The sequence below is a fragment of the Nonomuraea africana genome (assembly GCF_014873535.1).
Classification (GTDB): domain Bacteria; phylum Actinomycetota; class Actinomycetes; order Streptosporangiales; family Streptosporangiaceae; genus Nonomuraea; species Nonomuraea africana.
The window spans coordinates 6,040,575-6,053,837 of record NZ_JADBEF010000001.1 but is presented as its reverse complement, the minus strand read 5'-3'; the positions used below and the strand labels follow the sequence as shown (position 1 = coordinate 6,053,837).

The 13,263-nt window shown below is 72.0% G+C and carries 12 protein-coding genes; 6 read left to right on the top strand and 6 right to left on the bottom strand.

What is annotated here, in order from left to right; translation table 11 throughout:
* Positions 1–15 precede the first annotated feature (15 nt).
* The gene (locus H4W81_RS28705; protein WP_192777672.1) at positions 16–969 is read left to right on the top strand and encodes an electron transfer flavoprotein subunit alpha/FixB family protein; all 954 of its coding nucleotides are present in this window, start codon (positions 16–18) and stop codon (positions 967–969) included.
* A 104-nt stretch (positions 970–1,073) separates the two neighbouring features.
* Here the strand turns inward: H4W81_RS28705 and H4W81_RS28700 are convergent, their stop codons facing one another.
* The 3 genes from H4W81_RS28700 to H4W81_RS28690 all read right to left on the bottom strand — a co-directional run bounded on the left by H4W81_RS28700 (position 1,074) and on the right by H4W81_RS28690 (position 3,704).
* The gene (locus tag H4W81_RS28700) at positions 1,074–1,571 is read right to left on the bottom strand and encodes an HIT family protein (protein WP_318782011.1); all 498 of its coding nucleotides are present in this window, start codon (positions 1,569–1,571) and stop codon (positions 1,074–1,076) included.
* Between the two features lie 163 nt (positions 1,572–1,734).
* A complete protein-coding gene (locus tag H4W81_RS28695; RefSeq protein WP_225958833.1) occupies positions 1,735–2,853 on the bottom strand; it encodes an MFS transporter in 1,119 nt (372 codons plus the stop codon).
* Between the two features lie 350 nt (positions 2,854–3,203).
* Complete coding sequence (locus tag H4W81_RS28690; protein ID WP_192777670.1) at positions 3,204–3,704, bottom strand: TetR/AcrR family transcriptional regulator; 501 nt, start codon at positions 3,702–3,704, stop codon at positions 3,204–3,206.
* Positions 3,705–3,757: 53 nt separating this feature from the next.
* On the opposite strand from H4W81_RS28690, the gene H4W81_RS28685 reads away from it, so the two are divergent.
* Together H4W81_RS28685 and H4W81_RS28680 are read left to right on the top strand one after the other, a co-directional pair.
* Entirely contained in the window at positions 3,758–4,915 is a 1,158-nt protein-coding gene (locus tag H4W81_RS28685) for a cysteine desulfurase family protein (protein ID WP_192777669.1), read from the top strand.
* 119 nt (positions 4,916–5,034) lie between these two features.
* Positions 5,035–5,805 carry an arylamine N-acetyltransferase family protein gene (locus H4W81_RS28680; protein WP_192777668.1) on the top strand — a complete coding sequence of 257 codons (771 nt, stop codon included), beginning with the start codon at positions 5,035–5,037 and terminating at the stop codon, positions 5,803–5,805.
* A 43-nt stretch (positions 5,806–5,848) separates the two neighbouring features.
* On the opposite strand, the gene H4W81_RS28675 is transcribed toward H4W81_RS28680, so the two are convergent.
* On the bottom strand, positions 5,849–6,271 hold the full coding sequence (locus H4W81_RS28675) for a DoxX family protein (RefSeq protein WP_192777667.1): 423 nt from the start codon (positions 6,269–6,271) through the stop codon (positions 5,849–5,851).
* A 136-nt stretch (positions 6,272–6,407) separates the two neighbouring features.
* A complete protein-coding gene (locus tag H4W81_RS28670) occupies positions 6,408–7,463 on the bottom strand; it encodes a DUF695 domain-containing protein (RefSeq protein ID WP_192777666.1) in 1,056 nt (351 codons plus the stop codon).
* Positions 7,464–7,707: 244 nt separating this feature from the next.
* Between H4W81_RS28670 and mnmA the strand changes: the two genes are divergently transcribed.
* Positions 7,708–8,769, top strand: coding sequence for a tRNA 2-thiouridine(34) synthase MnmA (gene mnmA / locus H4W81_RS28665; RefSeq protein ID WP_192777665.1), 1,062 nt, complete (start codon positions 7,708–7,710; stop codon positions 8,767–8,769).
* A gap of 78 nt (positions 8,770–8,847) precedes the next feature.
* Here the strand turns inward: mnmA and H4W81_RS28660 are convergent, their stop codons facing one another.
* The gene (locus tag H4W81_RS28660; protein WP_192777664.1) at positions 8,848–9,483 is read right to left on the bottom strand and encodes an MBL fold metallo-hydrolase; all 636 of its coding nucleotides are present in this window, start codon (positions 9,481–9,483) and stop codon (positions 8,848–8,850) included.
* Positions 9,484–9,552: 69 nt separating this feature from the next.
* Between H4W81_RS28660 and H4W81_RS28655 the strand changes: the two genes are divergently transcribed.
* Together H4W81_RS28655 and H4W81_RS28650 are read left to right on the top strand one after the other, a co-directional pair.
* Positions 9,553–11,337 carry a sensor histidine kinase gene (locus H4W81_RS28655; RefSeq protein ID WP_225958832.1) on the top strand — a complete coding sequence of 595 codons (1,785 nt, stop codon included), beginning with the start codon at positions 9,553–9,555 and terminating at the stop codon, positions 11,335–11,337.
* Positions 11,337–13,259: a sensor histidine kinase gene (locus tag H4W81_RS28650; RefSeq protein ID WP_192777663.1), complete on the top strand. Its 1,923-nt coding sequence runs from the start codon at positions 11,337–11,339 to the stop codon at positions 13,257–13,259. Before H4W81_RS28655 ends, H4W81_RS28650 begins: the two co-directional genes overlap by 1 nt.
* Positions 13,260–13,263: the final 4 nt, after the last annotated feature.

Below are 13,263 nucleotides of genomic sequence, written 5' to 3'. Positions count from 1 at the left end.
GAGAGAACAGCTGATATGTCGGAGATTCTCGTTCTCGTTGAGCAGGTCGACGGCGAGGTCAAGAAGGTCACGCTCGAGCTGCTGACCCTGGCCCGCTCGCTCGGCACCCCCTCGGCCGTGTGGGCAGGCCCCGGCTTCACCGCCGACGCCAAGGCCAGGCTGGCCGAGTACGGCGCGGAGAAGGTCTACGTCGCGGGCTCCGCCGACGTCGTCGACCACGTCGTCGCCCCCAAGGCCGAACTGCTGGCGCAGCTGGTCGGCTCGGCCGCGCCCGCGGCCGTCCTCGTCGCCGCCACGGCGGAGGGCAAGGAGATCGCCGGTCGCCTGGCCGTCAAGACCGACTCCGGTGTCATCACCGACGCGGTCGGCCTGAGCGAGGGCTTCGTCGCCGACCAGTCCATCTTCGGTGGCGGCGTCAACGTCCACTCGCGCGTGACCAAGGGCACCCCGATCATCGCGGTCCGCCCCAACTCCACCGCTCCCGCTCCTTCGCCGGCCGCGGGGACCGAGGAGGAGGTCTCGGTCGCGCTGTCGGACGCCGCCAAGGCCTCGAAGATCGTCGAGCGGGTCAAGCAGGAGAAGGGCGCCCGTCCCGAGCTCACCGAGGCGGCCATCGTCGTCTCCGGTGGCCGTGGCGTGGGATCGGCGGAGAACTTCTCGATCATCGAGGGGCTCGCCGACGTCCTGGGCGCCGCTGTGGGCGCCTCCCGCGCGGCCACGGACGCGGGCTGGTACCCGCACCAGTTCCAGGTCGGCCAGACGGGCAAGACGGTCTCGCCGCAGCTCTACATCGCCGCCGGCATCTCGGGTGCGATCCAGCACCGGGCGGGCATGCAGACGGCCAAGACCATCGTCGCGATCAACAAGGACCCGGAGGCGCCGATCTTCGAGCTCGCCGACTTCGGTGTCGTGGGCGACCTGCACCAGGTCGTCCCGCAGCTCGCGGACGAGATCAGCAAGCGCAAGTAGGCGCGTGGAGCGGCGGTCCCCTGTCTCAGGGGGGCCGCCGCTTTTCGTGTCGGTCACTTGCGGCTTTCGCGTCGCTCACTTCGCGAAGGCGGCTTTCGTGTCGCTCACCTTGCGAGGGCGGCCCGGATGCGGGCGCCCAGCGCGGCCGCCTGCTCGGTGTCCCACGGGATCAGGCCGTTCTCGCTCATCAGCGCGTGGAACTGCTGCTCGTGGTACGGCGTGCCGGGCGGCAGCGGGGCTATGTGCCAGTGCAGGTGGGAGTTGCCCTGCTGGCTGCCCAGCGTGAGGAGGTAGGTCCGCTCCGAGGGGACGACCGCCTCCACGGCCAGCGCGACCCTGCGCACCACGGCCATCAGCGCGAGGTAGGCGTCCTCGTCCAGGTCCCTGACGGCGTGCTCGACGTGCGCCTTGGGGCAGACGAGCGTGTAGCCGGGAACCGTGGGATAGCGGGCGAGGAAGGCCAGGTGCCGCTCGTCCTCGTAGAGGATCTCCTCTAGGTCGTGGGCGGGGTCGCCGGAGACGATGGCGCAGACGAAGCAGGGGCCGTTCCTGACGCGTTCGACGTAGGCGTCCAGGTCCATGCGCTCGGAGCGGGCGGTCACCGTCCGAGCCTCTCACGCACGCGCCCGAGACGGAACCGCCAGAAGCACGGCCCCGCGCCCGAGACGGAACGGCTCGAGGCGCGGCCCGGCCCCGAGACGGAACCGCTGGAGGCGCGGCCCCGCGCTAATGCGGGGCCGCGGCTTTGGGAGGCGGCGCCTGGGGTCAGGCGGCCAGTCCCGCGGGGGTGCGCTCCTCCACGTGGACCGGTGTGATCGTGGTCGTCTCCTGGCGGGGCAGGAAGCGGGCCGCGATCGCGATGAGCACGCCGAGCACGACCGCGATGCCGAGCGCCACCCGCAGCGAGGTGAAGTCGCTGATCAGGCCGATCGCCACGGGTCCGAGCAGCAGACCCGCGTAGCCCATCGCGCCCGCCTGGGCGATCGCGGGGCCGGGGTTGTCGGTGGCGGTGCCCGCCAGCGACAGCGTCATCGGCGAGATGGTCGCGACCCCGAGGCCGACGAAGAACATCGCGACGACGGCGATCAGCGGAGTGGCGGCGGTCAGCACGATCGCGAAGGTCACGGCCGTGGCCACGCCCGAGACGGTCATCATGCCGCGCACACCGAACCGCGAGCGCAGCCGGTCACCGCCGAGCCTGGCCAGGAGCATGCCGGCCTCGAAGATCGGGTAGCCGAGCGCGGCGATGGCCTCGGGCGCGCCGAGCTCGTCGCGCATGAACAGTCCGTTCCAGTCGGCGACGGTGCCCTCCACCATGAACGCGAAGAACATGATCGCGCCCAGCAGGTAGACGACGGCGGGCAGCCGCCTGCGCGCCTTGGCGGTGGTCCGCACGACGGGCGGCTCGGGCAGGTAGGTGCGGCCGATGAGCACGGCAAGGGGGAGCGAGAGCAGCGCGACGATCGACAGGTTCGCGGTGTAGGACAGGCCGAGGGCGATCGACAGGCTGCCGATGCCGCCCGCCGCGATCGCGCCGACGCACCAGCCCGCGTGCATGCCGTTCATCAGCGGCCTGCCGTAGGCCTGTTCGACAGTGGAGCCCTGGGCGTTCATCGCGATGTCGACGGTGCCGAAGGCCATGCCGAAGACCGCGACCGCCACCAGGAGCGACGGCAGGTTCGGCGCGCAGGCCATGCCGAGCAGCGAGAGCGCGGTGGCGGGGCCACCGACCCGCAGGACCGTCCGGCTGCCCGCGCGGCTCATGATCCCGCGCATCGACTGCATGGTCACGAGCGCGCCCAGACCCCACACGAGCAGGATCACGCCGACCGTCGCCTCGGACAGGCCGAGTTTGTCGGTCAGCGCGGGGATGCGCACGGTCATCGTGCCCACCATCAAGCCAGCCAGGACGAAAGTGAGGATCGACCCATAACGGGCAGTCCTCAGGTCGCGGGTCATCGTCAACACCTCTCGGATCGTCAGATGGGCGCCCATCGGGGCGCCGTTCAGTTCATGAACGGCGCCCCGGGAAGGGCGCCGCTTTCAGGGAAAAGGCAGCCGGAGCAGCGACGCCGGGCCGGGCGCCGTCCGTCCGGAAACGGGGGGACAGCGGAACGAGGGAACAGGAGAAGAAGGGAACGGGGGAACACCGGGGACCAGGGAATACAGGGGAAGGGAGAAGGCGGGCGCGCCGCGGTCAGGCGCGCGGCCTGCGGCTCTCTGGGCGCCGGGTGCTAGAGCAGGGCGAGGAGGCGGGCCTCGAGGGCGACGAGCTCGCTCTCGGTGTGGAGGCCGGGGTCGTGGCTGGCCACGTCCCACAGCCCCTCGCATGCCAGCCGGACGATCTGGGAGGCCACCGGGTCGGGCTCGTCCGACAGGCCCTCACAGTGCCACCTGGCCATCGCGTCGCGCAGCGGCGCGAGGAGGAACAGGTTGCCCGAGGCGCCCGTCACGACGGCCCAGCGTCGCAGCCGGCCCGAGCGGACGGCCGCGAGCGTGGCGCCCAGATAGCGTTTGGTGTACGTGTCGTGCGGCTGGGCCGCCAGCAGGTCGTCGAACTCTCCGATGAGCCGCTCGACCATGCCCTTGATCAGGGCTTCCTTGCTGCTGAAGTGGTAGAGGAGCCCGCCCTTGCTCACGCCGGCCCGGTCGGCGACGGCGGCGAGGGTGAGCGCGGCCGAGCCCTGGTCGCAGAGGAGCTCCTCCGCGGCGTCAAGCAACTCGTCTCGCCTCATGCCTCTACTGTACCGTCTGGACGGTACAGTCGCAAACGAGATACTCTGAGCGGGTGAGCCCGGCCTATCTCGATCACGCGGCGACCACTCCGATGCTTCTCCAGGCCATCGAGGCGATGACCCAACAGCTCGGCCGCGTGGGTAACGCATCGTCGCTGCACGCCGCCGGCCGACAGGCTCGCCGGGTGGTCGAGGAGTCCCGCGAGGCGATCGCCGACGCCCTGGGGGCGCGGCCCAGCGAGGTCGTCTTCACCGCGGGCGGCACCGAGGCCGACAACCTCGCCGTCAAGGGCCTCTACTGGGCGCGCGCGCCCCGCGCGCGTATCCTGATCAGCTCGGTTGAGCACCACGCCGCGCTCGACCCCGCCAGGTGGCTGGCCGACCGCCAGGGCGCCGAGGTCGAGCTGCTCGAGGTCGACTCCGAGGGCAGGGTCCACCCTGACACGCTGCGCGCCGCCATCGAGCGCGACCCCGAGAGCGTCGCCCTGGTCAGCGTCATGTGGGCGAACAACGAGGTCGGCACCGTCCAGCCGATCCGCGTGCTCTCGGCGATCGCGCGCGACCACGGCATCCCCTTCCACACCGACGCCGTCCAGGCCATCGGCATGCTGCCGGTCTCCTTCGCCGACTCGGGCGCCGAGGCGCTCACCCTGAGCGGCCACAAGGTCGGCGGGCCCATGGGCATCGGCGCGCTGCTGCTGGCCCGCGGCGTCACGCCGGTCTCCGTCCTGCACGGCGGGGGCCAGGAGCGCGACGTCCGCTCCGGCACGCTCGACGCCCCCGCGATCGCGGGGCTGGCCGCCGCCGTGGAGACCGCGGTGAAGGGGCAGCGGGAGCAGGCCGCCCGCCTCACCGCGCTGCGCCACGACCTCATTCACCGCGTACGGCAGGCCGTCCCCGACGTGATACTCAACGGCGACCCCGTCGACCGGCTGCCGGGCAACGCGCACTTCTCCTTCCCCGGCTGCGAGGGCGACGCGCTGCTGATGCTCCTCGACGCCAAGGGCGTGGAGTGCTCGACCGGCTCGGCCTGCTCGGCGGGGGTGGCTCAGCCGTCCCACGTGCTGCTGGCGATGGGCGCGCCCGCCGCGGCCGCCCGGGGATCGCTCCGTTTCACCCTCGGGCACACGTCGACCCAGGAGGACGTCGACCGGCTGATCGAGGTACTTCCCGCGGCGGTGGAACGGGCTCGCCGGGCCGGTCTCAGCTGACCGCACCAGCCTTTCGCGGGGGACGTCCCGATGGGTGATGCCCAGCGGTGCCCGGCACGGAGGACGGCCGGCTCTGCTTCGTGAGCGGCGGCACGCGCGGCGCATGGTTTGCTTGCCCCATGAAGGAGTCGCACGTCGCCCGTTACCTCGACAGATTCGGCGCGACCCGGCCGGCCGAGCCGGACGCGCAGAGCCTGCGAGCCCTGCAGCTCGCTCACCTGAGGGCGGTGCCGTTCGAGAATCTGAGCATCCATCTCGGCGAGCCGATCTCGCTCGAATCCGAGGCGCTGTTCGACAAGATCGTCAACCGCCGCCGCGGTGGCTTCTGTTACGAGCTGAACGGGCTGTTCGCCGAGCTGCTGACCGCGCTCGGCTACCGGGTGACGCTGCTGGCCGCACGGGTCCTCCACGGCGCCAGGCCGGGGCCGCTCTTCGACCACCTGGCGCTCCGCGTGGATCTGGACGAGCCGTGGCTGGTCGACGTCGGCTTCGGTGACTTCGCCGACGAGCCGTTGCGGCTCGACGAACGCTCGGAGCAGAAGGACGACGGGGGCGTGTTCCGGGTCGTGCCCGCTCCCAGCGGCGACGGCGACCTCGACATCGTGCACAAGGGCGACCAGGGCTACCGGCTGACCGCTCGGCCGTATGAGCTGGCGGACTTCGTCCCGACGTGCTGGTGGCAGACGACCTCGCCGGAGTCGCACTTCACCAGGTCGCCGGTCTGCTCGATGCGCACAGCCGAGGGGCGGACCACGATCAGCGGCCGCAAGCTGATCCACACCGTGTACGGCGAGCGCACGGAACGCGTCCTGCGGGAAGCCGAACTGCTGCCCGCCTACCTCGACCACTTCGGGATCGCGCTCGACCGCCTCCCGTCCAGCGGAGCGTGACCCTCCAGGTCGCCCGGGCGAAGGAGCGCGGCGTGGGGCCGGGTCAGGCCGTCCTGGTGGGTGTGGTGGGCGCTCGTTTGCGGAGACGGCCCAGCCACGTGTCGAGAGCCCACGCTCCTGGACCCAGGACCGCGATCAGCAGGAACGACCAGGAGAAGACGGCCGCCAGCTCGCCCTCGTTCTGCAGCGGCCACAGGGCTCTCGGCTGATGGACGGTGAAGTACGCGAAGGCCATCTCGCCCGAGCAGATCAGCGCGACGATCCGGGTGGCGAGGCCGAGGAGGATCAGGCCGCCCCCCACGAGCTCGATGATGCCCGCGTACCACAGCGGCCAGACACCGGCAGGGACCTTCTCGCCTCCGAGGACGCCGAAGATCTTCGCCGCGCCGTGGCAGGCGAAGAGCAGCGCGACGACGATACGGAACAGGGACAGGACGTACGGTCTGGCCGTCTCCACGAAGTTCATGGTGGGATCTCCTCTTCTGGTGAGCCCTGCCCACCTGGTGAGGAGTCGTCTGGCAGTCCAAAGGACTTTTGATGGGGTTTTGACTGACCGGCACCGGTGCGGCCCGCCGTGGCGGTGCCAGGGCAGCCATGCCGCGCTAGGAGAGGAACGGGGCGACAGAGGTCCAGCCCGGGTCGGTGACGACGTCGACCAGCGGCTGGCCCTCCTCCCAGCTCACGATCAGCTCCTTGGCGTGGATGGCCGCCTCGCCCGTCGGGTCGGCGTAGACGTGGATGACCCGCGTGCTCTCGGCGCTGAGGTGGGCGGCCAGCACCCCGTCGGCGTGCAGCCGGTCGAGGCGGGCGGCGAGCCGCTCCTCGAACTCCCTCAGCGACGCCAGCGACTCGCCCACGGGCAGGCCGTTCTCGTCGGCGTTCGCGTAGGGCAGCGTGATCTGGATGTGCTGGTCGTAGAGCGGGTAGTCGACGGGCCTCAGCGGGTAGCGTGCCGTCGCGATGAGCGGCGCGCCGCCCGCGGTCTGGCCCTCCAGCAGCGCCCACTGCTCCTCGGCGTACTCGGAGGCGAGGTCGGCGATCACCGAGGGCAGGTGCACGGCCTCGACGGCGTCGATCGGCTGGAACGTGGCGGGTGTGATCTCGCCGACCCACCTGGCCACGTCGTCCTCGCCGAGCAGCCAGTCGAGGGAGAGCAGCGTCGTCTCCATCCTCGTCTCCTCGTCGAGCATGACGAAGACGGGATGGAAGGCGGCGATGTCCATGCGCGGGGTGCCCCTCGGCACCCGCAGGCCGAGCAGCAGCTTGTCGAGGGCGAACTCGTACCCGCCCACGTCGAGCGTGAGCTCCATCGCCTCGGGGTTGGCCTGGCGAGAGGGGTGGTACTCCCACAGCGCGTCGCTCTCGGGCGCCGCCTTGGCCCACCGGTGCGCCAGCGACCGCAGCTCGGGATCGCCCGCCGCGGTCACGACCAGCGCCTGCTGCGCCTTCCTGCCGGGCGCGACCTCCCAGACCAGGCCGGGATGGACCGCCGTGACGGCCGGGGCGATCAGCTCCGACAGGCTCTCGGCCGCACCCGCCTCGACCAGCGCGTCGACCCTGGGCCTGGACTCCCGCCACCAGTCCCAGAACTCCGCCAGCCCGTCGCCGGGCTCCTCGGCGCTCTCTTCTTCTTCGTCCTTGCGCCCGAACAGTCGCATAGCCCAGCATTCTCGCACCACGAAGGCCCGCGACTCTCCGTTCCCGCCCGGTACGGCGAGCCGGGCGCGACGTTCCCGCCCTGTACGGCGAAGCGGCTTCGCTGTTCGCGCCTGGTACGGCGAGCCGCGTTCGACGGGCGAGGTGACGGCGATGGCCCTGGGGGCCCGTGTGCTCGGCGGTCGAGCGGGTGCCGGGCACACGGGGGCCGAGTGGGCGTCGGCGAGACGGTAGTCTCGAATCGTCATGGGACTGCGTGTGCTTGCCGCCATGTCGGGCGGCGTCGATTCCGCCGTGGCCGCTGCTCGGATCGCCGAGGCGGGCCACGATGTCACCGGTGTGCATCTGGCGCTCTCGGCCAATCCGCAATCCCACCGCACGGGGGCCAGGGGTTGCTGCACGATCGAGGACTCCCGCGACGCCCGCCGCGCCGCCGACGTCATCGGCATCCCGTTCTACATCTGGGACATGGCCGAGCGCTTCCAGCGCGACGTGATCGAGGACTTCGTCGCCGAGTACGCCGCCGGCCGCACGCCCAACCCCTGCCTCCGCTGCAACGAGAAGATCAAGTTCGAGGCGGTGCTCGACCGGGCGCTGGCGCTCGGGTTCGACGCCGTGGCCACGGGCCACCACGCCAGGCTCACCGACGGCGTGCTGTCCAGGAGCGTCGACCAGGGCAAGGACCAGTCGTACGTGCTGGGGGTGCTCACCAGGGAGCAGCTCAGCCACGCGATCTTCCCGCTCGGCGACTCCACCAAGGCCGAGGTGCGCGAGGAGGCCGCCAGGCGCGGCCTGACCGTCGCCGACAAGCCCGACAGCCACGACATCTGCTTCATCGCCGACGGCGACACCAGGGGCTTCCTCGCCAAGCGCCTGGGCCAGGAGCCCGGCAGCATCGTCGACCAGGAGGGCGAGGTCGTCGGCGCGCACGAGGGCGCCTACGCCTTCACGGTCGGCCAGCGCAAGGGCCTGCACATCGATCGCCCGACCGCCGACGGCAGGCCGCGCTACGTGCTGTCGATCGAGCCGGTGTCGAACACCGTGACCGTGGGTCCTCGCGAGGCGCTGCGGGTCTCCGAGATCACCTGCACCCGTCCGGTGTGGAACGGGCCCGTGGCCACCGGGGAGCTGTCGGTGCAGTTGCGTGCGCACGGCGAGGTCTACGGCTGCCGCTTCGAGGTCCGCGACGACAACACGGTCGTCATCACGCTCGACCAGCCGGCCACGGGCGTGGCGGCGGGCCAGGCTGCGGTGCTCTACTCGGGCGACACCGTGATCGGCTCCGCCACCATCGCCACCGCCGCCTGACCCCGCCGCGAACGCAGGTCAGGACAGCGCAGGTCAGGACAGCGCGGGTCAGGACAGCGCGGGCCGGGTCAGCACAGGTCAGGACAGGGTGACGGAGTCGCCCACCGCGATGCGACGGATGTCGGCGCCCTGCTTGTCCGCCTCCATCTTCAGCCAGTTGTCGACCAGGCCGAGACCCAGGTCGCTGTAGAGCGCGTCGTGCGTGGAGTAGGCGCGTGCCGCCTTCACCGTGCGCAGGTACTCGACGACCTCTGCCAGCTTCAGCCACGGCGCGCCCGTGGGCACCAGGAGCGTCCCGACGGAGGCGTCCGGCACCGTGAAGGCGTCCCCCGGGTAGAACACCTCCTCGTCCAGCAGGAACCCGACGTTGTCGACGACCGGCATGTCGGGGTGGTTGGCGGCGTGCCACTCGCCGAACACCTTCACGCCGAATCCGGCCGTGTCGAAGGTGTCGCCGTGGCGTACCGTCTGGACCTTCGCGGGCAGCGCCTCGGCGGCGCCCGAGGCGACTCCCTCGCAGGTCCACACCTCGACCTCGGGCGACAGCGTGAGCAGCTTGTCGCGGTCGGCGTGGTCGAAGTGGTTGTGCGTGATCAGTACGGCGTCGGCGCCGTCGAGGGCGGCGGCGTCGGTGAACGTACCGGGGTCGATGACCAGGACCTTGCCGTCCTTCTCGAGGCGGACGCAGGCATGGCCGAATTTCGTGAGCTTCACCTGTCCCACGATAGGACAGGGCTCCTGTCCCGTGACGACGGGACATCCCGGCCCTAGGATCCGCGACATATGGGGAGAAAACTGCTCGGGGCATTAGGTCCGCTGCTGGTCGTCGCGGCGGGCTGGCTGGGCGTCTTCGCCGTCCCCGGCTTCCGGCCGGCGGAGGCGGTCGTGGGGGCGGTGTTCCCTCCCGTTGGAGCGTTCCTGCTCGGGCGGCGGCCCGGGCTACTCACCGCGCGGCTGCTGCTGGCCGTGGGCCTGGTGTCGGCGGTGTACACATTCGCGCACGGCCCGCACGCGTGGAGCCCGCAGGTGGGTCTGCTGCTGTTGGGACCGCTCGCGGTGACCTTCCCCGACGGGAAGCCGCCTTCGCGGCCGTGGGGCCCGCTGCCGGCCGTCATGGTTGTCGGGCCCCTGGCGCTCGCCGCCGTGGCGATGACCGACCCCGGAGCGGCTGCGGCGCTGCCGACCGTGGTCGGGGTGGTCCCGTTCCTGGGCGTGGGGGCGCTCGTGCACCGCTACCGCAGGGGCGACGCGGACACCAGGAGGCAGGTCGCCTGGTTCGGCTACCCGCTGGTCATCGTGGCGAGCTGCGCCTTCTTCGATGACGCGCCGCTCGCGACGGCCGTCCAGTCGGCCGCGATCGCCGCGATGCCGGTCGCCGTCGCGGTCGCCGTCCTGCGCCACCGCCTCCACGATATCGACCTGATCGTCAACCGCACACTCGTCTACACCGTGCTCACCGCGGTGATCGGCGCCGTCTACTTCGGGATCACCGCCGTGGCGGCGGGCCTCGGCTCGTGGTCGGGCCTGGTCGCCGCGCTGGCGGCGGGCGCGCTGTTCCACCCCGTACGGCAACGCCTGCAGGAGGCCGCGGATCGGCTGTTCAAGGTCGAGCGCGACCCGTACCGGGTGGCCCACCGCCTCAACCAGAGCATCCAGCAGGCCAGCGGCCCGATCGAGGCGCTGGAGTCCGCGGCGACCGCGATCAGGCAGGCGCTCCAGGCCGACGGCGTGGCCGTCGAGGTGCTGCTGTCCCAGGGCACGGTCCGCAGGGTGTGCGACGGCGAGCCGGGGGAGCGGGCCACGCCGCTGATCTGGCACGGCCGTCCGGTGGGCCGCCTGCTGCTCAAGGGCGATCCGCCCGATCCCGGCCTGCTCGACATGCTGGTCAGGCATCTGGCCGAGGTGGCCCACGCCGTACGGCTGACCGCCGATCTGCAGCGCTCAAGGGAGCGCATCCTGGCCACCAGGGAGGAGGAGCGCCGCAGGCTGCGCAGGGACCTGCACGACGGGCTCGGGCCCACGCTGGCCAGCCTGGCGATGACCGTCGACGAGGCGCGGTTGCGCCTGACCAGGGACCCGGCGGCGGTCGATCCGCTGCTCCACAGGGTGCGCAGCCAGATGACCGAGGCGATCGGGGACGTGCGCGACCTGGTCTACGGGCTGCGCCCGCCCGCGCTGGAGGAGCTGGGCCTGGAGGGCGCGCTGCGGTCGCTGGCGGACGGGCCTGGACCGAGGGTGGACGTGGTCGTGGCGGGCGCCGTGAACGGGCTGCCCTCCGCGACGAGCGTGGCCGCCTACCGGATCGCGCAGGAGGCGGTGACGAACGTGCGCAGGCACGCCCACGCCACCACGGCCCTGATCCGGCTGGAGCGCCAGGAGGAGCTGTGGCTGACCGTGTCGGACGACGGGATCGGGCTGCCCGAGCAGCGGCGCAGCGGGGTGGGGCTGGCCTCGATGCGCGAGCGCGCGGCCGAGGTGGGCGGCGACTGCGCGGTCACGGGCCGGCCGGGCGGCGGCACCGAGGTGGTCGCGCGGCTGCCGCTCAAGGCCGAGGAGGGTGCGGAGTGATGCGCTGGATCGCCTGGGCGGGCGCGGTGTTCTCGCCCGCGGCGGCGTTGACGTCGTGGTGGCTGGCCGAGCAGGTGCCGTGGGCCCTGTCGATGGAGGGCGTCGACCCCATCGCGCTGCTCTTCCCCGTCGCCGCGGCGTTCCTGATCGCGCGCAGGCCGCGGCTGCCGTTCCTGTGGATCATGTGGGGCACCGGCGTGGTGTGGGCGGTCTACAGCCTCGCCTTCGCCGGCACCCACTGGCTGACCGCGTTCGCCCCTGGGCCGTACGTGCCCTACCTCGGCTGGCTGGCGCTGTGGCTGTGGTTGTGGACGGTGCCGACGTTCATCGGGATCATGCCGCTGCTCTTCCCCGACGGGCGGCTGCCGTCCAGGGGGTGGCGGTGGGTGCTCTACGGCAACCTGTTCCTGATGGTCGGCCATTCGCTCATGCTCGGCCTGAGCCCCGACGCTGGCTTCGAGATCGAGATCGAGGGCTTCGTCAACCCGTTCGGCGTCGAGGCGCTCGGCTCGATCCCCGAGACCGTCGAGTCGTGGATCACCCCGCCGATGATGGCTCTGTCGGTGCTGGGCCTGGCCTCGCTCGGCTTCCGCTACCGGGCGGCGGGCCCCGAGCTGCGCAGGCAGATCGCCTGGTACGCGGTCACGATGGGGGCGTTCGTCGGCTTCTGGCTGGTGCGCGGCGACGACCCCGTCCTGGTCGCCCTGCACCTGCTGCTGGCCGGCGGCATCCCGATCTCTGTCGTCGCGGCCGTGCTGCGTCACCAGCTGTACGGCATCCAGATCATCCTCAACAGGACCCTGGTGTACGGCGCGCTCGCGGTCGTCGTGGGCGTCGTCTACGCCGCGCTGATCTGGCTCGGCGACCACCTGGTGGGCTCCTACGGCCCGGTCGCGGGACTGGTGGCGGCGATGCTGGTGGGCGCGCTCTTCCACCCCGTACGGCAGCGCCTCCAGCAGGCCGTGGACCGCCTGTTCGACGTCGAGCGCAACCCCTACCGGGCGGCCGACCGGCTCAGCCGTACCGTGCAGGAGGCAGGCGACCCCGCCGAGGCGCTGGCCACCGCGACCTCGGTGGTCAGATGGGCGCTCGGCGCGCGAGGGGCGGCCGTCGAGATCGAGGGCGCGGTCACGATCGTGGACGGCGAGCTGGGCGAGGAGCCGAAGGCGGTGCCGCTCGACTGGCACGGCGAGCCCGTCGGCCGGCTGCTGCTCAACGGCGCGAGGCAGGGCAGGGAGCCGCTGTCCGTGCTGGCCAGGCACCTGGCCGAGCTGGCGCACGCCGTACGCCTGACCACCGATCTGATGCGCTCGCGCGAGCGCATCAGGGCCACCCGCGACGAGGAGCGGCGGCGGCTCGGCAGGGAGCTGCACGACGGGCTCGGTCCCGCGCTGACCAGCGTCACGATGACGATCGACGAGGCGCGGCGGCGGCTCGCGCGCGACCCCGAGTCGGTGGCGCCGCTGCTGATGCGGGTGCGCGAGGAGATGACCTCGACGATCGTGTCGGTGCGGGAGCTGGTCTACGGCCTGCGCCCGCCGGCCCTCGACGATCTAGGCCTGGAGGGGGCGTTGCGCTTCTTCGGCCAGGCCCCCGGGCCGCGCGTGGACGTGGTCGTGGAGGGCTCGCTCGACGGGCTGCCCGCGGCGGTCGAGGTGGCGGTCTACCGGATCGTCCAGGAGGCGCTGACGAACGTCCGCAGGCACGCGGAGGCCACTGCCTGCCTGGTGCGGCTGGCCCGCGCGGACGGGGAGCTGCGCGTGGTGGTCTCCGATGACGGGGTGGGCCTGCCGCCGTCGCCGCCCGCCGGGGTGGGACTGACCTCCATGCGGGAGCGCGCGGCCGAGACCGGCGGCACCTGTACGGCGGGACGGCGCGAGGGCGGCGGCACGGAGATAGCGGCCCGATTGCCTCTCTACTGATGAG